General features: G+C 70.7%; 14 protein-coding genes. 9 read left to right on the forward strand and 5 right to left on the reverse strand.

Translation table 11 applies throughout. The annotated features are described in order from the left end of the window. Positions 1 to 74: 74 nt before the first annotated feature. The gene (locus tag ACH5AR_RS30365; RefSeq protein ID WP_396304753.1) at positions 75 to 2,861 is read left to right on the forward strand and encodes an AfsR/SARP family transcriptional regulator; all 2,787 of its coding nucleotides are present in this window, start codon (positions 75 to 77) and stop codon (positions 2,859 to 2,861) included. Between the two features lie 14 nt (positions 2,862 to 2,875). On the opposite strand, the gene ACH5AR_RS30370 is transcribed toward ACH5AR_RS30365, so the two are convergent. Beyond that, a complete protein-coding gene (locus tag ACH5AR_RS30370; RefSeq protein WP_396304734.1) occupies positions 2,876 to 3,787 on the reverse strand; it encodes a serine/threonine-protein kinase in 912 nt (303 codons plus the stop codon). A 95-nt stretch (positions 3,788 to 3,882) separates the two neighbouring features. On the opposite strand from ACH5AR_RS30370, the gene ACH5AR_RS30375 reads away from it, so the two are divergent. Genes ACH5AR_RS30375 through ACH5AR_RS30390 form a run of 4 tightly spaced genes read left to right on the forward strand, consistent with a single transcriptional unit; the run spans position 3,883 to position 12,823 of the window. Beyond that, entirely contained in the window at positions 3,883 to 5,454 is a 1,572-nt protein-coding gene (locus ACH5AR_RS30375) for a PD-(D/E)XK nuclease family protein (RefSeq protein ID WP_396304735.1), read from the forward strand. Positions 5,455 to 5,471: 17 nt separating this feature from the next. Continuing rightward, entirely contained in the window at positions 5,472 to 6,575 is a 1,104-nt protein-coding gene (locus ACH5AR_RS30380) for a hypothetical protein (RefSeq protein WP_396304736.1), read from the forward strand. Next, positions 6,568 to 10,083, forward strand: coding sequence for a hypothetical protein (locus ACH5AR_RS30385; RefSeq protein WP_396304737.1), 3,516 nt, complete (start codon positions 6,568 to 6,570; stop codon positions 10,081 to 10,083). The genes ACH5AR_RS30380 and ACH5AR_RS30385 overlap by 8 nt, the downstream gene beginning before the upstream one ends. 16 nt (positions 10,084 to 10,099) lie before the next feature. Further along, positions 10,100 to 12,823, forward strand: a complete 2,724-nt coding sequence (locus ACH5AR_RS30390) for a pPIWI_RE module domain-containing protein (protein WP_396304738.1) — start codon at positions 10,100 to 10,102, stop codon at positions 12,821 to 12,823. 33 nt (positions 12,824 to 12,856) lie between these two features. On the opposite strand, the gene ACH5AR_RS30395 is transcribed toward ACH5AR_RS30390, so the two are convergent. The 3 genes from ACH5AR_RS30395 to ACH5AR_RS30405 form a co-directional block, all read right to left on the reverse strand. Beyond that, positions 12,857 to 13,759 (reverse strand): 5'-3' exonuclease H3TH domain-containing protein, encoded by a 903-nt coding sequence (locus tag ACH5AR_RS30395; RefSeq protein WP_396304754.1) that lies wholly within the window; start codon positions 13,757 to 13,759, stop codon positions 12,857 to 12,859. Positions 13,760 to 13,814: 55 nt separating this feature from the next. Further along, a complete protein-coding gene (locus tag ACH5AR_RS30400; RefSeq protein ID WP_396304739.1) occupies positions 13,815 to 14,906 on the reverse strand; it encodes a cation diffusion facilitator family transporter in 1,092 nt (363 codons plus the stop codon). A gap of 194 nt (positions 14,907 to 15,100) precedes the next feature. Then, entirely contained in the window at positions 15,101 to 15,829 is a 729-nt protein-coding gene (locus ACH5AR_RS30405) for a gamma-glutamyl-gamma-aminobutyrate hydrolase family protein (protein ID WP_396304740.1), read from the reverse strand. A gap of 294 nt (positions 15,830 to 16,123) precedes the next feature. Here ACH5AR_RS30405 and ACH5AR_RS30410 point away from each other — a divergent pair, with 294 nt between their 5' ends. From ACH5AR_RS30410 to ACH5AR_RS30425, 4 genes are all read left to right on the forward strand, one after another. Next, entirely contained in the window at positions 16,124 to 17,509 is a 1,386-nt protein-coding gene (locus ACH5AR_RS30410; protein WP_396304755.1) for a glutamine synthetase family protein, read from the forward strand. Positions 17,510 to 17,512: 3 nt separating this feature from the next. Beyond that, entirely contained in the window at positions 17,513 to 18,892 is a 1,380-nt protein-coding gene (locus ACH5AR_RS30415; RefSeq protein ID WP_396304741.1) for an aldehyde dehydrogenase family protein, read from the forward strand. 7 nt (positions 18,893 to 18,899) lie between these two features. Next, positions 18,900 to 19,700, forward strand: coding sequence for a 3-oxoacyl-ACP reductase (locus ACH5AR_RS30420; RefSeq protein WP_396304742.1), 801 nt, complete (start codon positions 18,900 to 18,902; stop codon positions 19,698 to 19,700). 132 nt (positions 19,701 to 19,832) lie between these two features. Next, positions 19,833 to 20,948 (forward strand): DUF2510 domain-containing protein, encoded by a 1,116-nt coding sequence (locus tag ACH5AR_RS30425; protein ID WP_396304743.1) that lies wholly within the window; start codon positions 19,833 to 19,835, stop codon positions 20,946 to 20,948. A 148-nt stretch (positions 20,949 to 21,096) separates the two neighbouring features. Here the strand turns inward: ACH5AR_RS30425 and ACH5AR_RS30430 are convergent, their stop codons facing one another. Next, the gene (locus tag ACH5AR_RS30430) at positions 21,097 to 22,011 is read right to left on the reverse strand and encodes a lytic polysaccharide monooxygenase (RefSeq protein ID WP_396304744.1); all 915 of its coding nucleotides are present in this window, start codon (positions 22,009 to 22,011) and stop codon (positions 21,097 to 21,099) included. Between the last annotated feature and the right edge of the window lie 300 nt (positions 22,012 to 22,311).

The following is a 22,311-nucleotide window of genomic DNA, read 5'->3' on the forward strand; positions in this document are numbered from 1 at the left end:
AGCTGAGGGGGTGTAAAAGGAGCGAAGCCACGTGGATCGGGTACCGAGTGTGGAGAATTCGACGGGTGGAGCGGATGCGGCGATCCTCACCGCGCGGCGAAGAGGGGATGGGCGTGGAAGGGCGCGTGCTCGGCGTGATCAACCTTGAAGTTCCAGGCGCCAAAAGGATCTTCGGTACGACGAAGCCGGCGGCCCTGTTCGGACTGCTGGTGACGTCGCCGGACTGTAGGTGCAGCCTCAGCGAGGTCTTCGGCCACCTGTGGCCAGGGCAGGAGTTCGACCGACAGCTGGTCGACCGGGCGATGTCCGACCTGCGGCGGGTCCTGGGGGAGGAATGCGTGCCACGCACCAGTTCCGGCTACTGCATCCTGCGTGTGCCGCGCCAGAGCGTGGACTACCTCCGGTTCCTCGAAGCACTGCAGCGCTCCGAGCGGCTCCCCTGGCCTGAACAGGTCGAGGTGCTGACCGGCGCACTGGCGGAGTTCCCGGAGGAGGAGCCGCTCAAGGGGCTACCTGGCCAAGGGTTCGCCACGCGAAGGTTGAAGTTGCACGAAGTTCGACTGACCGCTGTTCGGCGGCAGCTCGAAGCGGCATGGCACGCGCAGGACGGGAAGCTGCTGAGCAGCGAGGCCGAACGGTGGTACCAGCGCTTGCCTGATGAGGCCTGGCCGCTTCGCTACTACCTGCTCGCCCGCGGCCCTGAGATGCCGCGGACAGAACTGGAGGAGATCGTCAAACGGTGGAAGGACCGGTTCGGCAGCCCGGATGCCGCTCTGCAGCGGATCATCGGCTGGATCCGGGGGGATACGCCCAGTCCGTCGGCCACCGCACTGATGCCGGTGCCGAACCAGTTGCCGGCGCCCGGACGGCGGGCTCTTGGTCGGGAAGCGCTGATCCGGTCGATGGTGGAGTTCGTGCGGGAGCGTCAGACGGCCGGGCGCGGGACGGTCATCGTGATCAGTGGCATGGCAGGAATCGGGAAGACCACCGTAGCCCTGCAACTCGCGCAGCGACTGCGGGACCGGTTCCCCGACGGCACGTTGTACGCCGAGTTGCGTGGATTCGCCGGCGACGACACGCCACCGGTCGACCCGGAGCACGTGCTCGACCGGTTCCTGCCGGAGCTGCCACCATACTCATCGGTGGTCGGACCGGACGAGAAGGCCACCGCACTGCGCTCGGCCCTCGCGCGCCGGTCGGTTCTCATCGTGCTCGACGACGCACGTGACGGTCGGCAGGTTCTGCCGCTGCTCCCGGGGGTCGGCACCAGCACGGTGATCATCACAAGTCGAAGCAGCCTTCGTGACCTGCGTGCCAAGCACGATGTGCGTCTCTGTTCTGTCGAGAGACTGGATGACGAGGCGGCCATGACGTTGCTCCAGGAGCGGGTCGCTCCGCAGAACCGGGCGACTTGCGCGCAGGCATTCGACGATCTTGTCAAGTCCTGTGCCGGCCATCCCCTGGCCCTCACCGTGATCGCCGGGCGACTGGAGGGGCGTCCGCTCAGGGCGATCGTCGCTCTGGCGAAGGAGCTCAAGGAGGAACAGAAGAGACTGGACGTCCTGGACGACCCGCAAGGCGAGTTGTCCGTCGAGACGGCTCTGAATCTTTCGGTCAGGGCGCTTTCCGCAGAGGCGCGACGCCTGCTCTGGCAGCTGGCGATCCACCCCGGCCCCAGTATCGGGTGGGACGCGGTGATGGATCTCGGCTTGGCCGGAGAGGCGATCCGCGCCGACCGGGCCGTGGAGGAGCTGGTCGCGGCGAACCTCGCGGAACTGCGCGTTGACCGTTATCGTCTGCATGACCTTGTCAGGAACTTCGCTCACTACCGTGTCCAGCCGGTGGACTCGGACCTGTGCCGAGGGTTCGAGGAGGCGACGGTGCGACAAATCTTGGAGCACCAGTTGCAGAACGTCCGGGCCTGCGACCAGTTCCTCGACCGAGGACGGACGCTACCGGTCGGACGGCCGGATGAGGTCACGGTGGTCGAGCCCGAGAGCCTGGATCAGGCCATGGGATTTCTGGATGCGGAGTACGAGACAGTTCGCAGCTGTATCGGTCTCGCGGCCACCCGAGGTATGGCGCGCTACATCTGGCTGTTACCGATGGCGCTGATGACCTATCAGTGGCGTCGCCACCACCTCACGGCCGCGCTGGATGGACTCGTTGCTGCCCGAGAGGTCGTGGAGGAGACGGGAGAGGCCACGCTCGTGGACCGCGCGATGGTGTACCGGATGCTCGCGGGAACCAACTGGCGACGCTCCGAGTACGATCTCGCGGCGGCGCAACTGCGGCGCGCCGTGTTGCTGAGCTCCCAGGACGACAGCGAGGCCGGTCGGCTGAGCCTCGCCCGTTCACTGCACGCCCTCGCGCTTACTTTGCGCAAGCAGCAGCACTGGGAGGAGGCCGAAGAGCACCACCGTACGGCCCTTGGCCTGTATCGGGAGCTCGCGGATGCAGTCGGCGAGGCCGCCGCGCTCAACGGCCTCGGTACGATCCACCTCGACCGTGGTGAACTGGCCGAAGCCCTTGCCGTCTGCCGTGATGCTCGACGGGTTGCTGAGGGAACCGCGGACGAGGGGGGCTTGGCCGACGTGTTGTACACCCTCGCCAAGATTCACCTCGCCAGACGGGAACGCCGGTTGGCGATCCCGCTGTTCCAGGAGGCCGGCGAGATGTACCGGAGGCAGGAGCACTGGCCGAACGAGGAGAAGGTCCTGTCGATCTATGCGGATGTCCTGGTGGCAGCCGGGCGCCGGGAGGAGGCGGTGGCAGTGCTGGAACGGGTGGTGATGTTGAGAGAGTACATGGGGGGTGCCGGCGTTCAGGAGGCGCGCCGACGCATGGAGCCACTGCGCTGACAAGAATTTCCCGATCACCACCTGTGCGGGAAGGCCCGGTAGTACTCCGTGGGATCCGGCCGCAAGGGTTTCCTGGGAGCGGGGACGCCGGTTGCGGGCAGGCTCGCGCGGATTCCCTCGTATACCTCGCGCACCGTGGCCGGCCGGTTCTCCGGCTTGAGCTCGACCATGGCGAGGGCAAGTCCGGCGAAGGCTTCGGGGATCGCGTCGATCCGATCAGGCGGCAGCACCACCGGGTTCCGCGCTTCGATGCCGCTGCGGGTGCCGCCGTAGGGGAGCTGCATGACGGTCATCTCCAGCAGGAGGCAGCCCAACGAGAAGATATCGGCCTGTGCCGTCACACCGACGTCGCTGGGACGCAGTTGCTCGGGAGCCGCGTACCCGATGGTGCCGCAGCCCCACTCGGTGCCTTCGTTGGTGGGCGTGGCCATTCCGAGATCGAGGAGCCGGAGCTGCCCGGAGTGCTGCACCATCACGTTGTCGAGCTTGACATCCCGGTGCACCAAGTCGAGCCGGTGAACGTCGTTCAAGATCTCGCAGAGCTGACCGATGACGGATGCCACGGTGGCAGTCTCCCGGACCGGACGGAACAAGGAAACCACGTCGGACAGCGGCACGCCGTCCACATACTCCATGACGAGGCACTTCCGGTCGCCGAGCTTCCCCACCGCGATCAACTCGGGGACGCCCGGCACCTCTGACAGCCTGGAGGTATGAGTGCCCTCCGTGGCAAGTTCCTTACCCAGTTCTTCGAAACAGCCTGTTGATTCGAACCCGCGTTCCTTCTGGGCCTTGATCGCCACCTTTTCTCCGGTCGCCCGGTTCCGGGCGGCGTACAGATCGCCTTGGCCGGTGTCGAAGCTGATCTGGCCCAGCACTTCGTAGCACAGCTCGACGTTTCCGACGTCCCTGAGGCTGTCCGTCATGGCAACTCCTCTGGCCGGACATTGGTGTCCGGTCGCGCGCGTTTGCTTCGACCGAGTCGGCAACGATTGCCGACTCCCGTTTTGGAAGGAAAAGAATGATCGATCCGTGGCTGCCGCCCGACGGTGTCCGCCGTGCTTCCGACGTCATCACAGTATCGGTGGGAATGTTCAAAGGCGGCGACTTTCGCTGTCCGGCAGCGGATGCGCTCAAGGCACGCGGATACCGGCCGATCCAACGCGTCGAACGCATGAATGAATCGTTGGAGCACTTCGCGTTCGGCCCCTTCATGGCCGCCCGTGACGGGTGCGGAGGCCACGAGAGCTCGGCAGGGCCGGACGCCGAACCGGAGCGGCCGCTGCACGACGGACTGCGTCAGTGGTCTGCGCACGCGTTGGCGAGGTACCGGGCGGCCTTTCCCCTGGGCTCCGGCGGGCTTTCCCTGCACGAGGTGACGGAGCCCTGGATCTACCGCTACCGCCCGCACGGGGGTGATCCGTGGCAGGCCCGGGAGTACCGGCTGACGGTGTGGGGCCGGCGTCTGCGGTCCGCCGACGGCAGGACGCGCGAACTCCGGTTGCCGGTCAACAGATTGCGGAAGGAAGGTCCGCCGGTGAGTTTTGTGGCCGCGGCGGCGTTGGTCCTAGCGGAGGCCCGGTCTGGGCCTGCGCCGGAGCGGGTGCGGATCGTGGAGTTCCCGTTGCTGGACGGCCCGCCGCGCACGTTGTTCGACGGGAGTGCGGAGGAAGCGCGGGCCTTGTACCGGGCCAGCGGTCGAGAGGCACTCGCGTCCGTGCTGGACGGCCAAGAATATCGCCCGGGTTCCGCCTGCGTCGAGTGTCCGTTCCTCGCAGTCTGCCCGGCCCTGCAGGGCGCGCCAGGGTTGCTGGGAGTCGAATCGGTCGGGCGGCCCCGGCGCAGTTGGTCGGTCACCAACGGTCGGAACTACCGGATCTGTCCGGCTAGAGACCACCTGCGTCGGCTCCACCTGCCGGCCGCGGACGTCGTCGAGCACGATCCGGCCGCCGAACGCGGGCGGGCGCTGCATGCCTACCTGGCTCAGTGCCACGGTGCCGGACCGGCGCGTCCGTGCACGGTGGACGTCCCCGAGGCGTGGGTGCCACCCGGATACGACCTTCCGGCGGACGAGCGCGCGCTCGGCGCCCGATTGCTGCGCCGTCATGCCGCGGTCTGCCCCTTGAAGCTCGTACGGGACGGCGTCGACGTGCGGACCGAACCCCGAGTGGTTCGTCACGACACCACGGCCGATGTGATCGTCATCGCGGCACCTGACCTGCTCTACCGGGACGCCGGCTCCTGGGTGTGGCGAGAGACCAAGACATCGTGGTACCGAAGCGGTCGGATTCGCCCGCTGCTGGAGCAGTATCCGCAGCTGGCTCTCGCGACCTTGTTGTTGGCCCGCGGTGACCTGGGCGGATCGCCGGACCGGGCGAGGATCGAACTGGAGGTGCTGAGGCCGGGCGGAGCGGACCTGGAAGTGATCGACCCCTTCGCCGCCGGTACTCGCGTCGTAGCCGAGCGCATCGTGCGGGATCTGGTCGAAGGGTGGCTCCAGGACGACCACTACCCGGCGCGTCCGGGTGGCGCATGCACGCGCTGCGAGATGGCGCGCTGGTGTTCGAAATCCGCTGCGCAGCAGGTGGCATGAGGGGCACTGAGGACATCGTGGCTACTGAGGACGTCGCCGTGTACCGGCAGCTCGCATCCATGGTCGTCATGTCGAGTGACCTGGGGAACCTCCGGTCGTTCGCGCTGCCGTATCCGCCGCTCGCGCAGCGGTCGCTCGATCAGATGGTGTTGCGCTGTCTCGAGCTGGGCGAGGAGCCGCCGTTCAGCGTTCCCGGGCTGTTGGATTGGTGCCGCCGCCGTCCGGCGGGGGACCGGGTCTTCGCAGTGCCCGCAGGTCTGCTCGAAGCCGATGCGACCCTGGTGCATCCGGTGGGGGTGATGCCCACCCGTACCTGCCTGGAACTCACCTCTCATGAGCAGAGGGGAGGAGTGGAGCAGGAGGCGCGGTCCCTGCTGGAAGAGCTGGTGGGGCGGTGCAAGGACGCCGAGCAGTACTCCCGGAGCCGACAGTTCCTGGCCCAGCACGCCGTGGTCCATCAGCAGGACCGGTTCAGCCGGGGGTGGAGCAAGGCGGTCTGGACACGTGTGCGGGACCTGTACCAGCCGCTGCCCGAATCCCTGGTCGTTTCGGGGAGGTTCCTTCGCTGTGGCACCTGTGGGCTGCCGGCCTTGATCGGCGGACGTCGGGCTCCGGAGCACGGAGCACCGATCGCGGGGCCGCAGACGTGGTGCGAGGGCGAGCGCTGTCCGGCGGGTGAACGGATGGAACTGATTCGTGAGCCGGAGCAGGTGATGCTGCTACGGCGCTCCTTGCGCGTCTTCCTCGCACTTCCGTTCGCTGTCGAGCGACTGGGCCTGGCGAGCCTGACGGCCTTCGGGATCGGCTACGAGGCTGTTCCGGGCGAACTCGGTTCGTACCTGTTGCACGGCCCGGGGTTGAGGTCGTGCTCCGCTCACTTCTACGACCGCGTCCAACCGGTGCTCCTGGCCGGTCGTTGCGTCGAGTCGGCGGGGAACTTGCCGGGGCCGGCCATCGTGGTCGTCCCCGAATGGTCAGCCGGATCCGTCGACTTCCGCAGGGCGTTCGCGGCGGCACTCCCCGAAGCGCTGAGGTCCCGCGTCCTGCTCGGCAGCCCGCAGGACCTGGCACGAACGATCCACGAGCACCTCACCGATGACCGGAAGGGCGTTCATGCGTAGCCTGACTTCACCTCTGCGCGAACTTGTCAGTGAACTTCAGGAATTCGCCGGGGAGCGAATGCGTGGGACCGCCGCGGAGTACTTCTGCCAGATCGAGCTCGGCCTGTACCTCCAGCAGCGCCTGATGCCGGACGCCCCGGCGGCCCACGCCTGGGTGCTCTTCAGCGGATACGGATTCGCGAAGGCATACGTGGCCGGGCTGCCCGAGGACGCGGAACGAACCCTGCGGGTCGCCCGCTACTCGCTCTGGGCCCTGGGCAGGAGCCGGACTTGGCGGGACGCCCTCGAGTACTACCAGCGCATCGACCCGGCACTTCGAGGCTATGAGGTACGGAATTCCGAGCAGTCGGCCGCGCGGTGTGAGGTCGAGATCGGGAGGCAGCGCTGGCAGATCTTCGACGGTCTGCTGCGAGCGGCGCCACCTCTGGCGGGCTCCCCGCAGAAGGTCGCCGGACCCGGGCACTTCGGGTTCCCGGTCAGCCGAGCGATGGCCGTGGTCGAACTGCCCGAGGTGCGCAAGGGCCCGATGGTCGCCCACGACGTGGACCTCTCCCCGGCCGGTGGCGGTGAGTGCCTGACCTTCCGGATGGAGGACCTGAAGCGCACTGCTGCGAAAATGGACGCCATCCATGCGCGGCGTGGATCCGGGAAGGCACCAGGGTGGGAACGGCGGCTCCGGAGCTTCGAGCTGTCCACGGCGGAGGCGGGCACGTTCCGAGCGGCCGCAGAATTCACAGTGGACGGCATTCAGCACTTGCTCGGAATTGTCGGAGCCGGCAAGAGCACGCTGCGCGACGTGATCGCGGTTCACCTGGCCGGACTCGGGAGGCGGACTACGGTCGCGGTCCCCGACGTTGCCGAAGTCCTGAAGCTGGTCGAGCTGTACAACCTGTACACCGACGGCGCGGCGGCTCCCGTGCTCGGGGCCAACGGACGTGAGCGTCACGCGCAGGGCGTGCACCGCAGGTGGGCAGGACGGGGAGAGCAACGCCTCCTGGCCCACGACGACCCGGCTTTCGTCTATCTGGGAACGTCGTGCATCCTGAACACCCGGATCGGCGGAACCGCCGGGGAGCCTTTGGCCTTCGGCGAGGCCCCGTGCTCCCGGTTGCGTGCCCCGGCCCTGTCCAGGCGTGGATCCGGGCGTTCACTGAGGTCGCAATGGCAGAAGCAGACGCTCGCCTGCCCCTACTGGTCCGTCTGCCCGAGGCATCACGCGTCCCGGACGCTGGTCGGTGCGCTCATCTGGGTGGCCACGGTGCCGAGCCTGATCGATTCCGCTCCACCGCGTCCGCAGAACGGGGAGCGGATTCGCTACCTCGAACTCGCATGCCGACGGAGCGACCTGGTGATCATCGACGAGGCCGACCGGGTACAGATGCAGCTGGACCAGATCTTCGCCCCGGCCGTGCTGCTCGCAGCGGACGAAAAGCGGGGGTTCATCGACTGGCTCAACGCGCACAAGATCCGTGAGCTCGCGGCCGGCGGGAGGACCCAGCTCTCCGACCGAGACGTGGCGGTCTTCTGCGGCGCGCTCAACACCGCCGTGACCGCTACGGACAAGCTGCACGCCATGCTCGTCGCTCAGTACCGGCTGCGTCAGTGGGTGCGCTTCGGCTTTTTCAGCGCCTGGACCCTGCAGATCGGATTGCTCGACGAGCGTTACCCGCTCGACGACGGTGAGGGAGCGGAACAGTCCGACCAGTCCTCGCGAAAGGCCTTGGGTGACCTCTTCGACGCATTCCGGGACAACCCCTTCGGCGACCGTGCTCGACACACCGAGGAGGACTTCGCCGATCTCACGGCCTTGCTCAACGAACTTCTGAACACTGGGAATCCGGAGAAGACCAGGGAGCTGCTCCTGAAGGTGATGGAGGGACGCTTCAAGCTCGACGGTGAATTCAAGGCCAGGCAGCAGGAACAGTACGAGGAACTCCTGGCGGCGTGGCAGAAGGAGGCCGCGGAGCGCAAGCGCAGGAACCGTGACCGGAAGAGGGCCGCCGAGGGGCCGCCGCCACCACGGACCCCCGAGCAGTGGTTCGAGGATTTGGCCGACCGCTTTGAGTTCACATTGCTCCTGAGCGCGCTTGAGCGGCGACTAGCGGTCATCAACACCATGTGGCCCCGGGTGCAGGCGGCACTCAATCTGAGTTTCAACGACATGTACCGAAGGCCCTTCGACTATGGACCGATGGTGCCCGAAGCGCCGATGGGAAACGTGCTGGGCTTCCAGTTCCGAGTCCCGGGGGAGGACGGTGAGGGGGTGCGCAGCGGGGACCTGCTCTTCTTCCGCTGCAGCGGCGTCGGCCGAGAACTCCTGAGGGAGCTACCCCGACTGACGTCGGTCGACGGACGACCGGGCGCCCACGTGCTCCTGATGTCCGGCAGTAGCTGGGCGGGCCGGTCCAGCCGGTACCACGTCACGGTGCCGGTCGGCGTGATCATCGAGCCGGATCCGGCGGTGATGGAACGGATCGCCCATGAGAGCGAGATGCGCTTCGAATTCATCGAGGACGGCGACGAGAGGATGCGGATCTCCGGAACCGACCCCGAGGATCGGCCGGGCAAACTGCGGCGCCTGGTCGGGTGGCTCGGTGCTGGGGCTGATGAGATGGAGAACGGTGGGCCGCTGGAGGAGGAGCTGATGTCGTTGCCACCAGGGCGCGATCAGATCCTGCTGCTGGTCGGCAGCTACGAGGACGCCCGAGTGGTCGCCGACACACTGCACAACCTCAACCGCCGTTGGCGGGACCGGGTGCTGTGCCTGGTGTCGGACGAGCAGGAGATCGACGAGGACGACGAGACCCCGTTCGCGCATCGGGCGAGAATCCTGCGCCGAGGGGATGTCGAGCACCTCAAGGACCTGCGGGCAGACGTACTGGTCGCGCCGCTGCTGGCTGTCGAACGCGGGCACAACATCCTCAACGACGATGCGGTGGCGGCGATCGGGACCGTCTACTTCCTCGCCCGGCCCAACCCGCACCCTGATGACCTGTCCCTCGCTGTCCATGCTGTCAACGACTGGATCGTGCGGGCGCAGCTGGACGGGGAGTTCACACGATGGGTGGCTGCCGGCGCGACGATCGAGGCAGGTGCCGAGGAGGTACGCCGTCGTGCGAGGTCTTGCTGGTACCGGTTGCTGCGGCGTTCGACAGCTTGGAGCCGCCTTGGCGACGACCGGGAGCAGATCACCTGGGACATCCTGGTGCTGATGTGGCAGGTGATCGGCCGACTGGTCCGTGGAGGGGTGCCGGCCCGTGTGGTCTTCGTCGACGCCGCCTTCGCGCCTGGTCGCGCGGGCAACCCTCCGACTAACGACAACCGGGAGACCAGCCTGCTGTACAGCATCCGCGATGTCCTCAACCCCTACTTCGAGGACGGCGCGCGACCCGAGAACGAGCAGTTCATCGTCCGCGCTCTCTACGCGCCGCTGCGAAGCATGCTCGGCCGCTGCCTGGACGGTCCGTCGCCCGCGGCACGACCGGCGATCCGAACTTTCGATCAGTAGAAGAGAAAGGAACCCGATGTACCGAACGATCCGTGCCGTGGCGTACGAACCGGACCCCGCGCATGGGGCGTGGCAGGTGCCCCTGCAGGTGCTCCGACTCGGGGACGACCTCCACTCCGAGCTCGTCCGTCGCCGACGGCAGGTCGGCAGGGCGGACGGTCCGGCCCGGCTTCCCGTGTACCGCCTCAACTCTCTGCTGAGGGCGACCGTTCCCGGAGTGCTCGCCACCGGGCGAAACGCTGGGGTCGACGGTCAGCTGCCATGGTTGTACGCCCGGGAGGTCGTGCCGCAGGAGGTTCTGGCTCCGGTGCTCGGTACCTGGGCAGCCGGGCTGGTGGGCTCCGACGACGGTGACGACGAGGAACTGGAGGACGAGCTGCTCGCCGACACCGGGGGCGCCGCCGTGTCGCTCCCGTCCTGGGAGACCGAGTGCGTGGACCTCACCGAGACCGTGATCTCGGCGGGGGGGACTGCGGAGCCCCTGCAGCGGCTCTACAACTTGCTCCCGGAAGCCATCGCCTTCCGCCTCGTCGGCAGTCCGTACCGGACCCGCGGCGCCCTCCTGCACTTCCGCGTCGTGAGCTCCGGGAATGGCGTCGAACTGGTCTCCTGGCCGCCGCAGCAGTACGAGCGACGCGGTCGGACCTGGTACTACTCGGCTTGCCTGACCATCACCGTGCAGACCGTGCCGTTCGCCCCACGGTTTCGCGTGCACGTTGCCACGGGCGTGCGCCGCTGGGCCACCTGTCTCGACGTGGTGCCCCGCGCGCTCAATGGTGCCACGGTGCTGCTCGACGCTCCGCTACCGTGGTCCGGAGGTCGGGGGCGCGGCTATCGGATCGCCGAGAACACGTTGGGATTCGACCGACAAGCCAAGCAACTCGTCTGGCGCCGGCGCAGCCCCGCACTGCTGCTGCCCGAGCTGGATATCGTCCGGCAGTACCCGGAACCTGCTGAGCTGTTCGAGTCGCCTGAGAAGTGGCTTCTCGGGCAACGTGGATTGGCCGCCGGAATTGTCTACCACCCGGTGCTCGGTCCGCACGAGGTCGCTCCCGGGCTCATGCCGCGAGAACGAGCCGAGTTGGACGCGTGGGTAGAGGAGCGGTTGCAGCCCGTGCTTCGCCGGGTGGGGGACCTGGCCCGGGTAACCCGGCACAACACCCCCTCGCTGCTGCCGCGCTCGGCCAAGGCGACCGAGCCGGACACCCGGGAGGCGCGAAAGGCCATGCTGCGTCGGACAGCGCTCGCCCGCGCGCTCGACGGCCGACCGTTGGACGTCGAGATCGTGTGGCAGACGCCGCAGACTCGGGACGCCTTGCTTGCGGCGCTGCCGGAGGTCGTCGGGCTGCCCCCTGGAAGTGGGGTCGACGCGGACGGTAGCCGACAGTGGCAAGTCGACGGCATCCAGATCAGGGTCTGGGCCAGGCCTGCCGAAGGGCTGGCCCAGCCCTTGCGGATTGCCGGGAACCGGAAGCGTCGCCGCGCCGTCCGGCTGGCCGAGGCGATCGCCGATCGCTGCGCCCTGGTGGCCGGCTCGGCAGGTCCACCGTCGGCCGACGTCGGCATCGTGATCGCCGAAATCGCTGGGAAGGACCGATTCGCTGCCGCACCGGACTCGGACCCCAAACATGCGCTGCGACTCTCGTGGGCCCGCCAAGGGCGCCTGGTCCAGTTCGTCAACCTGCCGGGCGACGACCGGGCCGGTCTGGAACACCGGGCGAAGTGGACCTGGCTGGACGCGTTCCGCCAACTGGGCGCGATCAGCCCACCCGCGCACCGCGTAGGGGCCGGAATCCCGGGGGACCTCCAGTACGCCGCCCTCTGGTTGGTCCGCTACACCAGGAAGGGGCCGACACGGTGCCCGGCCCGCCGGATCGTGGCCGTGAGGATGAGGCCCGGTGCCGAGGCCGGAGCCGTCGAGGGCTGGGACGCCGAACGAGCCGCGTGGGTGCCGTACCCGGAGTTGCTGCTGGCGCTCGCCAACTCTTCTCATGACGCCGCGGAGCAGCCCGGGCAGACCAACCGCGAAGACAGCGGCCAGGGCACCGAGCGGCAGTGGCTTGCAGAGGCGGAGCGCCAGATCCGTGAGGTGCTCTTCCAGCTCCGCGAGCGGCCGACGCTACTGATGGCCAGTGCCGGCAACCTGCGCCAGTGCTGGCCGCGGTTGCGCAACGGTGCGCTGACCCGCGACATGCTGGGATTCGGAGACGCACCGGACCAGCGGATCACGGTCTACGGGCCCGGGCTGCGTGTCGTACTCGTACGGGATGCCAACGGGCGGGGTGAGGTGGCTGACTGGTACGCGCACGAGTCGTTCGAGAAGGTCGGCTTTTCGGAGGGGGTCTGGGCGTCGGAAGCTCCGGACAACCGGGTCTTCGCCAGCACAGCCAGTAGGCCGCACACGGCGGCAGGCGTTTCGAAGGACCTGATGAAGCTGGTGCCGACCGCCGAGTGCCGAACCGCGCCCGGAAGGGTCGCCTGGAACCCCGCGATGTTGGAAGTGACCGTGCTCGGCTGCCTGTCGTCACAAGCCCTGGCGGACGCCGGACGGGCCGACGCCACGGCGGACCGCCCGGCGGAGTGGGCCACTTTGACCCACCAACTCCGCTACCACGATGACTATCCTCCCCTTGCCCGCCCGCTCCCGCTCCACCTCGCGCGCTTGGCCGGAGAGTACGTCCTGCCGCTTGCCACGGACGATGAAGGAGCGTCGAGGACCACACCGAAGCCGACCCGCTGAGTCCGTCACCGATCGGGGACTCGTGAGCGCGGCTCAGCGGGTGGCGAGGGCCTCCAGGAGGCGGTCGAGGGAGGTGCCGAGGCCCCAGCGGGCGGAGAGCTCCTCCAGGGTCATGGGGTAGAGCGGCTCGCGGGGGAGCGCGGGGTCGAAGTCGGGCAGCGGGGCGTCGTCGGCGACGCGGACGACCTTGGGGGCGACGTCGAGGTAGGCGGCGCCCTCGACGATGTTGCGGCGGCGGGCCGGGGTGAGCCGGGAGCCGGGGTCGAGGGCGGCGGCGCGGATGGCCGCGAGGTCGCCGTACTCGGTGATCAGCTGGGCGGCGGTCTTCTCGCCGATGCCCTTGACGCCGGGCAGGCCGTCCGACGGGTCCCCGCGCAGGGCGGCCATGTCGGCGTACCGGGCGCCGCGCACGCCGTACTTCTCCAGGAGGAGCGCGTCGTCGGTGACCTGGAGGTTGCCCATGCCCTTGACCGGGTAGAGCACGGTGATCCCGCGGGCGTCGTCCACCAGCTGGAAGAGGTCGCGGTCGCCGGTGACGATCTGCACCGGCCCGTCGGCGCGGGCGGTGAGGGTGCCGATCACGTCGTCGGCCTCGTAGCCGGGGGAGCCGACCCGGGCGATGCCGAGGGCGTCCAGCACCTGCTCGATCACCGGCACCTGCGGGGCCAGCGTGTCGGGCACCTCCTCCTCGCCGTCCTCGGCGGCCTCCGCCACCCGGTGGGTCTTGTAGGAGGGGACGAGGTCGACCCGCCACTGCGGGCGCCAGTCGGCGTCCATGCAGGCCACCAGCTGGTCGGGCCGGTGGTCGTGGACCAGCCGGGCGATGAAGTCCAGCAGGCCGCGGACGGCGTTGACCGGTTCACCCTGCGGCGAGCGCAGGGTGTCCGGTACGCCGAAGTAGGCCCGGAAGTACAGACTGGCGGAGTCGAGGAGCATCAGTCGCGGTGCGGTCACGTGTCAGATCATGCCGCACCGCGGGGACAGCGGCCGGTCAGTGGTCGTGCGGCCCGGCGCGGTGGACCGGGCCGTGGGCGTCGGCGCAGTGCTCGGCGGCGGCCTCGCCCGGCGGGGTGATCTGCAGCAGCGCCCCGGCCTCGTCCTCGCCGACGTGGTCGACCTGGAGGGTGGAGTGGGTGATGCGGTACTCGTCCGCGAGCCGGCGCTGCAGGGCCCGCCGCACCGCGTGGCAGTCACCGCCGGGGGTGACCAGGACGTGCGCGGACAGCGCGGGCTGGCCGGAGGTGATCTCCCAGATGTGCAGGTCGTGGATCTCCTCGACGAGCGGCTCGGCGACCATCCGGTCGGCCACCGCGTCCGGGTCGATCCCGGCCGGGGCGGCCTCCAGGAAGATCCGCCCGGAGTCCCGGACCAGTGCGATGCCGGCCTTGAGCATCAGGGCGACGACGATCAGCGAGGCGATGGCGTCGGCCCGGGCGAAGCCGGTGGTCAGCACGATCGCGCCGGCGACGGCGGTGGCGATGAACGCGTACAGGTCGGTCAGCACGTGCTGGAAGGCGCCCTCGACGTTCAGCGAGGTGCGGTTCGCCTTGGACATGCACCAGGTGGCGGCGAGGTTGACGACGATCCCGACCAGCGCGGTGACCAGCACCAGCGAGCCGGTGACCTGCGGCGGCTCGAACAGCCGGGTGACCGCCTCGTAGCCCAGCCAGGCCGACAGCACCAGCAGGGTGACCCCGTTGGCCTGCGCGGAGAGGATCTCGGCGCGCTTGAGGCCGTACGTGTAGCCGCCGCGGGCGGGGCGGGCGGCGAGCCGCATGGCGATCAGCGCGAGCACGATCGAGGCGGCGTCGGTCAGCATGTGCGCCGCGTCGGAGATCAGCGCCAGGGACCTGGCGGCGAAGCCGACCACGACCTCGCCCGCCATGAAGACGACGATCAGCGCGAGGGCGCTGAGCAGCCAGCGGCGGTCCGCGTCGGCGGCGACGCCGTGCGAGTGCCCCCCGTGGCCGTGCGCGTGGCCGCCGGAGCCGTGCGCGTGCCCGCCGTTTCCACCGCTCCCGCTCCCGTGCGAGTGCTCGTGGTCATGCGCATGATCATCGTGCGAATGCTCGTGCCCGGCCATGAAATTCCTCTCTGGGCGCACGGGTGGGAAAGGGGGCGCACCGCGACCGCCCCGCAACCGAAGTGAACCGCAGAATCGACAAAGATCCAAAGGCTGTACTGGTGACCGTTGTCGTTGCCGTTCGGCGGGCCGCGCCCGGTGCACGCCGCACCCCGCCGAGCAGCCGAAACGCCGTTCCCCCGCGCCCAGTTGAGCTATCCCAGGGCCAGCGGGTCGAGCGCCGCCGCGGTGGCCGCGCGGACCAGGGCCCGCATCAGCCGCAGGTCGTCCGCCTGCTCCGGGTGCCACTGCACCCCGAGGGCGAACCCCGGGCCCTCCACCGCCTCCACCGTCCCGTCCGGCGCGTGGGCGCTCACCCGCAGGCCCGCGCCCACCCGGCCGACGGCCTGGTGGTGGAAGGTCGGCACCTCCAGCTCGCTCTCCGGCAGCAGCCCGCCCAGCAGCGTCCCCGGCACCGGGCGCACCGGGTGCGAGCCGTAGTGCCCGGGCCGGCCGCCGTGCACGTCCACCGGCAGGACGTCGGGCAGGTGCTGCACCAGCGTCCCGCCGCACACCACGTTGAGGATCTGCATCCCCCGGCAGATCGCCAGCAGCGGCATCCCCGTCGCCAGCGCCGCGCGCAGCAGCGCGACTTCCCAGGCGTCCCGCTCCGGCGAGTCCACCTCGGCGGCCGGGTGGGCCGGCTCCCCGTAGTAGGCCGGGTCGAGGTCCGAGCCGCCCGCGATCACCAGCGCGTCCAGCCGGGCCAGCACCTCCGGCGCGCGCTCCGGGGCGTCCGGCGGCAGCAGGACGGCGATCCCGCCGGAGTCCCGGACCTGCGCGGTGTAGCGCTCGGGCAGCAGGGCCACCCGGCGGCCCCGCCAATCGCTCCAGCTCGCGTCCACCAGGTAGGTGCTGACGCCGATCAAAGGCCTGCGGTCCATGGCGCGCATTCTCCCTCCGCGGCGCCTGATCCACCGTCAGCCACGCGCGTCGGCGCGCCACGAGGCGCCAAGGGCCCGCCGGTGCGCCACGGGGCCCCAAGCGCCTCCCGGTGCGCCACGGGGCCCCAAGCGCCTCCCGGTGCGCCACGGGCCCGGCACCAGCGCCCCCCGGTGCGCCACGGGCGTCCGACACCCACCCGCCCTCTTCCGCCCCGCGAGTCGCAGGCCGTACGGTTCGCTGTGACCGCTTGATCTCGAAGAGTGATCGAGGAGGAGGGTTCGGCCATGTCCGAAATGTCCGAACAGGCCGCCGCAGGCGCACCACCCCGGCCGCCGCTGACCCTGGACGGGCTGCGCGCCCTGGTGGACGCGGGCGAGGTGCACACCGTCGCCCTCGCCTTCACCGACATGCAGGGCCGCCTCCAGGGCAAGCGCTTCGCCGCCCGGTTCTTCCTCGACGAGGTCGCCGAGCACGGCGCCGAGGCCTGCGACTACCTGCTGGCCGTCGACGTCGACCTGAACACCGTGGACGGCTACGCCTTCTCCTCCTGGGCCACCGGCTACGGCGACTTCGCGATGCGCCCCGACCTCGGCACCCTGCGGCTGACCCCCTGGCAGCCCGGCACCGCCCAGGTCACCGCCGACCTCGCCCGGCACGGCGGCCACCCGGTGGACGCCGCACCGCGCCAGCTGCTGCGCCGCCAGATCGCCCGGCTCGCCGAGCAGGGCCTGGCCGCCGACATCGGCACCGAGCTGGAGTTCCTGGTCTTCCGCGACACCTACGAGCAGGCCTGGCTGGGCGGCTACCGCGGCCTGACCCCGGCGAACCTCTACAACGTGGACTACTCGATGCTGGGCACCGCCCGGGTCGAGCCGCTGCTGTCCCGGATCCGCACCGAGATGGCCGGCGCCGGCCTGGTGGTGGAGTCCGCCAAGGGCGAGTGCAACCTCGGCCAGCACGAGATCGCCTTCCGCTACGCCGACGCCCTCACCACCTGCGACCAGCACAGCGTCTACAAGACCGGCGCCAAGGAGATCGCCGCCCAACTCGGCTGCGCGCTCACCTTCATGGCCAAGTACGACGAGCGCGAGGGCAACAGCTGCCACATCCACCTCTCGCTGCGCGACGCCGTCGGCGCCCCCGCCTTCGCCGACCGGGACGGCCGGATGACCGACACCATGCGGCACTTCCTGGCCGGCCAGCTGGTCGCGCTGCGCGAGTTCAGCCTGCTGTACGCGCCGAACATCAACTCCTACAAGCGCTACCGCCCGGGCTCCTTCGCCCCGACCGCCGTCGCCTGGGGCCGGGACAACCGCACCTGCGCCTACCGGGTGGTCGGCCACGGCCCCGGGCTGCGGATGGAGAACCGGGTGCCGGGCGGCGACGTCAACCCGTACCTCGCGGTGGCCGGGATGATCGCGGCCGGCCTGCACGGGCTGCGCGGCAAGCTGGAGCTGCCCGCGCCCTGCCTCGGCAACGCCTACGCGGTCGAGGAGTACGCCCGGGTGCCCGGATCGCTGCGCGAGGCGGCCGAGCTGTGGGCGGACAGCGCCCTGGCCCGCGAGGCCTTCGGCGACGACGTGGTCGAGCACTACCTGAACATGGCCCGGGTCGAACAGGCCGCCTACGACGGGGCGGTCACCGACTGGGAGCGCTACCGATCCTTCGAACGGATGTGAGGCATGACCGAGCCGACCGCACCCGCCGGGAGCAGCACCGTCCGCAACCCGGCCACCGGCGAGGTGCTCGCCACCGTGCCCGACACCGCCCCCGGGCAGCTGGACGCGGCCGTACGGCGGGCCGTGCGGGCCCAGGCCGACTGGGCCGCGCTTTCCCCCGGGGACCGGGCCCGGCTGCTGCGCCGCTTCGCCGACCAGGTCGAGGTGCACGTCCCGGAGCTGGCCGCCCTGGAGGTCCGGGAGGCCGGCCACCCGACGGCCAACGCCCGCTGGGAGGCCGGCAACGTCCGGGACCTGCTGGAGTACGCCGCCGGGGGAGTGGAGCGGCTGACCGGCTGGCAGATCCCGGTGTCCGGTGGCCTGGACGTGACCTTCCACGAGCCGGTCGGCGTGGTCGGGGTGATCGCCCCCTGGAACTTCCCGATGCCGATCGCCGCCTGGGGCTTCGCCCCGGCCCTGGCGGCCGGCAACGCCGTCCTGCTCAAGCCCGCGGAGGCCACCCCGCTGACCGCCCTGCGGCTGGCCGAGCTCGGCCTCGCAGCGGGCCTGCCCGAGGGCCTGTTCCAGGTCGTCCCCGGCGCGGGCGCCACCACCGGCCGGGCCCTGGTGGACCACCCGGCCGTCCGCAAGATCGTCTTCACCGGCTCGACCCTCGTCGGCAAGGAGGTCGCCGCCCGGTGCGCCGCCGGCGCCAAGCGGGTCACCCTGGAGCTGGGCGGCAAGAGCCCCAACATCGTCTTCGCCGACGCCGACCTGGCCCGCGCCGCCGACCCGCTCTCCTTCGCCGACAACAGCGGCCAGGACTGCTGCGCCCGCAGCCGGATCCTGGTCCAGCGCGAGGTGTACGAGGACTTCCTCGCCCTGCTGGTGCCCGCCGTCGCGACCCTGCGCACCGGCGACCCGACCGACCCGCGGACCCAGCTCGGCCCGCTGATCTCGGCCGCCCAGGTCCGCCGGGTCTCCTCGTACCTCACCCCCGAGCTGCCGGTGCTCGCCCGCGGCAAGGTCCCGGACGGGCCCGGCTACTGGTACCCGCCGACGGTGGTCGCCCCCGAGGACCCGGAGGCCCCGGTCGTCACCGAGGAGGTCTTCGGCCCGGTCGCCGCCGTCCTGCCGTTCACCGACGAGGCCGACGCGCTGCGGCTGGCCAACGCCACCCGCTACGGCCTGTCCGGCTCGGTCTGGACCAGGGACGCCGGCCGCGCGCTGCGCCTGGCCCGGGGCGTCCGGGCGGGCAACCTGTCGGTCAACTCGCACGCCTCGGTGCGCTACTGGACGCCCTTCGGCGGCTACGGCGAGTCCGGCGTGGGCCGGGAGCTGGGGCCGGACGCGCTGCGCCACTTCACCGAGACCAAGAACGTCTTCATCCACAGCGAGGAGTGACAGCCCGATGAGCGACAAGCACGCCGCGCCGGAGGACGCCGTCTGCCGCCGGCTGGTCGGCCGCACCGCCGTGGTCACCGGGGCGGGCAGCGGGATCGGCCTGGCCGCTGCCCGCCGGCTCGCCTCGGAGGGGGCCCGGGTGGTCTGCGCCGACCTCGACGAGGAGACCGGGCGGGCCGCCGCCAAGGAGGTCGGCGGGCTGTTCGTGCACACCGACGTCACCGACCCGTACATGGTCGAGGCGCTGTTCGACGAGGCGTACGAGACCTACGGCAGCGTGGACGTCGCGTTCAACAACGCGGGCATCTCGCCGCCCGAGGACGACTCGATCCTGACCACCGGCCTGGACGCCTGGCGGAAGGTCCAGGAGGTCAACCTGACCTCGGTGTACCTGTGCTGCAAGGCGGCGCTGCCGTACATGCGCCGGCACGGGCGGGGCTCGATCATCAATACCGCGAGCTTCGTGGCCCGGATGGGCGCGGCGACCTCGCAGATCTCCTACACCGCCTCCAAGGGCGGGGTGCTGGCGATGTCCCGCGAGCTGGGCGTGCAGTTCGCCCGGGAGGGGATCCGGGTCAACGCGCTCTCGCCGGGGCCGGTGGACACCCCGCTGCTGCGCGAGCTGTTCGCCGAGGACCCGGAGCGGGCCGCCCGCCGGCTGGTGCACATCCCGCTCGGCCGGTTCGCCCGGGCCGAGGAGATCGCCGCGGCGGTGGCCTTCCTGGCCAGCGACGACTCCTCGTTCATCACGGCGAGCGAGTTCCTGGTGGACGGCGGCATCTCCGGGGCGTACGTCACCCCGCTGTAGGCCCCGTCACCCCGCCGTGGACCGCCTCCGGCGCCGCCGCGGCCGGGTTCTCACCGGAATCTCATCGAAAACCGCCGGAATTCCCGGTTGCGCTGATTTCGCGTTTATCCGGCTGCCTTTAGATTCTCTACCGTGAGTGAGCAGATTCCCGCCGGGTGGTACCCGGACCCCAAGGACACCACCGGCGACCCGCGGGCGCAGCGGTGGTGGGACGGCAAGGGCTGGACGGCCGACACCCGCCCCGCGCCCCCGGACGCCCCGGCGCCGCGGGCCCCGGAGGCGGAGCCGACGGCCGCCGCGGACCCGGGGCCGGCCGAGCCGCCCAGGGTGCTGGAGGGCGAGGTGCTGGAGAGCGGCCCGACCGTCCGCTACCCGGAGCCGCCGCCCTTCGGCGCCGTCTACGGCACGCCCGCCGACCCGCCCCGCAAGCCCCGGCGCAAGCCCTCCAAGCTGGCGGTCGCGACCACCGTCGCCGCCCTGCTCGGCCTGGGCGTCGGCTCGGGGATCACCTACCTCGCAATGGACGGCCACGGGGACCGCTCCCCGCGCAGCGCCCGTCCGGCCCCGCAGAGCGGCGGCTACGGCCCGGGGGGCGGGTTCCCCGGCTTCGGCGATCCGGGCAACGGCGGGGGCGGCGGCGGCAAGGGGAGCGGCAAGGGCAACGGCGGCAGCGGCAGGACCAGCCCGGGCGCCGACCAGGCGGTCGACGTGGTCAACCGGATCGTCCTGCCGGCCCCGAACGGCTGGGAGGCGGGCACCACCACGGACGGCTTCGCCATGCTCACCATCGGCTCGTACACCTGCGCGGACGGCAAGGGCGACTGCTCCCTGGGCGGGGTGAACACCGGCCGGGTCGACGGCGGCGGCACCGACGTCCAGGCGGCGGCCAAGGCCGACATCGCGGTGGCCGCCAAGGCGGCGTACGGCGACGTCACCGGGCACCAGGAGCTCAAGTCCGAGGCGGTGAAGGTCAACGGCCGGGACGGCTACCTGGTCCGCTGGAAGGTGGACGCGCCCAAGGGCAACAACGGCTACGTGCAGAGCGTGGTCTTCCCGTCCGCGGACGGGAAGGCGCTGGTCTCGGTGCACTTCGGCTTCGACATCGCGGACAAGTCGCCGGACGTCGCGGTGATGGACACCATCGTCAGCGGCATCACCGACTACAAGGGCAAGCTGCCGAGCCTCCCGGGGCTGCCCGGGACGGGCTCCGGCCCGGGCTCCGGCGGCACCGGCGGCACCACCACCTGAGCCCCGCGCTCCTCACACGGCGCCGGCCCGCCCGGAGGGAACCCTCCGGGCGGGCCGGCGCCGTTCGCCCGCACGCGGGTGCGGCGCGGGGTGTGCCGCGGGATCCGGGCCGGACGGGGGTGTGGCCGGCCCGGTCCCGCGCCCGGCGTCAGGCGTCGCGTCGAACAGCCTCGACGCGACGGCGCCGGAGCACCATGCCGGCCCAGCCGACGCCGATCGCGGCGGCGCCCGCGAGCAGCAGCGGACCGGTGGCCGAGGTGCCGCCCACGGCCGCCGAGGCGGTCGGGACCACCTGGCCGGCCGGGGAGTCCGGGTCCCCGCCGTGGCCGTGGTGGGCCACCGTGGACTTGGCGGCGTCGGCCGCGATCTGGGCGTCGCTGGGCGCGGCCGGGGCCTGGGCGGCGAGTGCCGACACGGCGGTGGCGGAGGAGCCGAAGTCGACGTCGGAGCAGGCGTAGAAGGCCTCCGGGCTGTCGCTGCGCTGCCACACCGTGTAGAGGACCTGGCGGCCGGTGCGCTGCGGCAGGGTGCCGGAGTAGGAGTAGGAGCCGTTGACGGCGTTGCGGTCGACCTGCACCTTGGCCACCGGGGTCGGGTCGAGGTCCGACCACTTCAGCGGCTTGGTGGGGTCGTAGCCCGCCTTGGTGATGTAGACGGTCTGGGTGCCGACGTGCGGGGCGGTGGTGCGGAACTGGAAGGTGAAGGAGCCCGCCTTCACCGCGGTGGCCGGCCAGTCGGTGCGCGGCCAGTCCAGCGCCGCGTACTTGTCGCGGTTGGCCGAGCAGAGCTTGCCGTCCGGGATCAGCGCCTGGTGGTTGCCGCCGGCGTTGGCGAGGTTGACCTCGTTCCAGTCGTACAGCGGCTGGGTGCCGCTCGCGGCGACGAGGTCCTTGCAGACCTGGGACACCGGGTGCTCGGGGCCCTCCGCGAAGCAGGCGGCGACCCGGCTGACGGGGTTGGTCATCGTGCCGTGGGCGCTGGCGGTGCCGGCGGTGGCACCGGCCACCGCGACGACCGCGGCGCCGATCACGCCGACGGACAGGGCACTTCGCTTGATGGACATGGGGTGGGGACTCCTTGACCGTCGTGCCGGGCGAGTGGGGGAGGACCGGGCACGCCTGCCCGTTCGGGGGCCGCCGGCCCGGCGAACGGCCCCCGGCCGAAGCGTAGGATTGGTCTGGACCAGATGGCAATAGCCGCGCGTGCGCCGTCTGTTGACGGACTGTAGGCCCCCGAGCAGCACGAAGGCCCGACGGACGGCGGGGCTTAGAAAGTGTTGGGTTAACAGATGACTACTGGTTGTTGAGGTCGTCGGCGAGGCGGCGGGCTGCTTCGGTCTCGATGGGGCCGTGCGGTTCGATCT

The organism is Kitasatospora sp. NPDC018619 (assembly GCF_044391605.1).
Taxonomy (GTDB): domain Bacteria; phylum Actinomycetota; class Actinomycetes; order Streptomycetales; family Streptomycetaceae; genus Kitasatospora.

Excerpts from the sequence above, each read along its gene's own strand:
- ACH5AR_RS30375 (WP_396304735.1), top strand. The coding sequence starts at position 3,883 with ATGATCGATCCGTGGCTGCCGCCCGACGGTGTCCGCCGTGCTTCCGAC.
- ACH5AR_RS30415 (WP_396304741.1), top strand. The coding sequence starts at position 17,513 with ATGACCGAGCCGACCGCACCCGCCGGGAGCAGCACCGTCCGCAACCCG.
- ACH5AR_RS30390 (WP_396304738.1), top strand. The coding sequence starts at position 10,100 with ATGTACCGAACGATCCGTGCCGTGGCGTACGAACCGGACCCCGCGCAT.
- ACH5AR_RS30420 (WP_396304742.1), top strand. The coding sequence starts at position 18,900 with ATGAGCGACAAGCACGCCGCGCCGGAGGACGCCGTCTGCCGCCGGCTG.
- ACH5AR_RS30400 (WP_396304739.1), bottom strand. The coding sequence starts at position 14,906 with ATGGCCGGGCACGAGCATTCGCACGATGATCATGCGCATGACCACGAG.
- ACH5AR_RS30370 (WP_396304734.1), bottom strand. The coding sequence starts at position 3,787 with ATGACGGACAGCCTCAGGGACGTCGGAAACGTCGAGCTGTGCTACGAA.
- ACH5AR_RS30405 (WP_396304740.1), bottom strand. The coding sequence starts at position 15,829 with ATGGACCGCAGGCCTTTGATCGGCGTCAGCACCTACCTGGTGGACGCG.
- ACH5AR_RS30395 (WP_396304754.1), bottom strand. The coding sequence starts at position 13,759 with ATGCTCCTCGACTCCGCCAGTCTGTACTTCCGGGCCTACTTCGGCGTA.
- ACH5AR_RS30385 (WP_396304737.1), top strand. The coding sequence starts at position 6,568 with ATGCGTAGCCTGACTTCACCTCTGCGCGAACTTGTCAGTGAACTTCAG.
- ACH5AR_RS30430 (WP_396304744.1), bottom strand. The coding sequence starts at position 22,011 with ATGTCCATCAAGCGAAGTGCCCTGTCCGTCGGCGTGATCGGCGCCGCG.
- ACH5AR_RS30410 (WP_396304755.1), top strand. The coding sequence starts at position 16,124 with ATGTCCGAACAGGCCGCCGCAGGCGCACCACCCCGGCCGCCGCTGACC.
- ACH5AR_RS30365 (WP_396304753.1), top strand. The coding sequence starts at position 75 with ATGCGGCGATCCTCACCGCGCGGCGAAGAGGGGATGGGCGTGGAAGGG.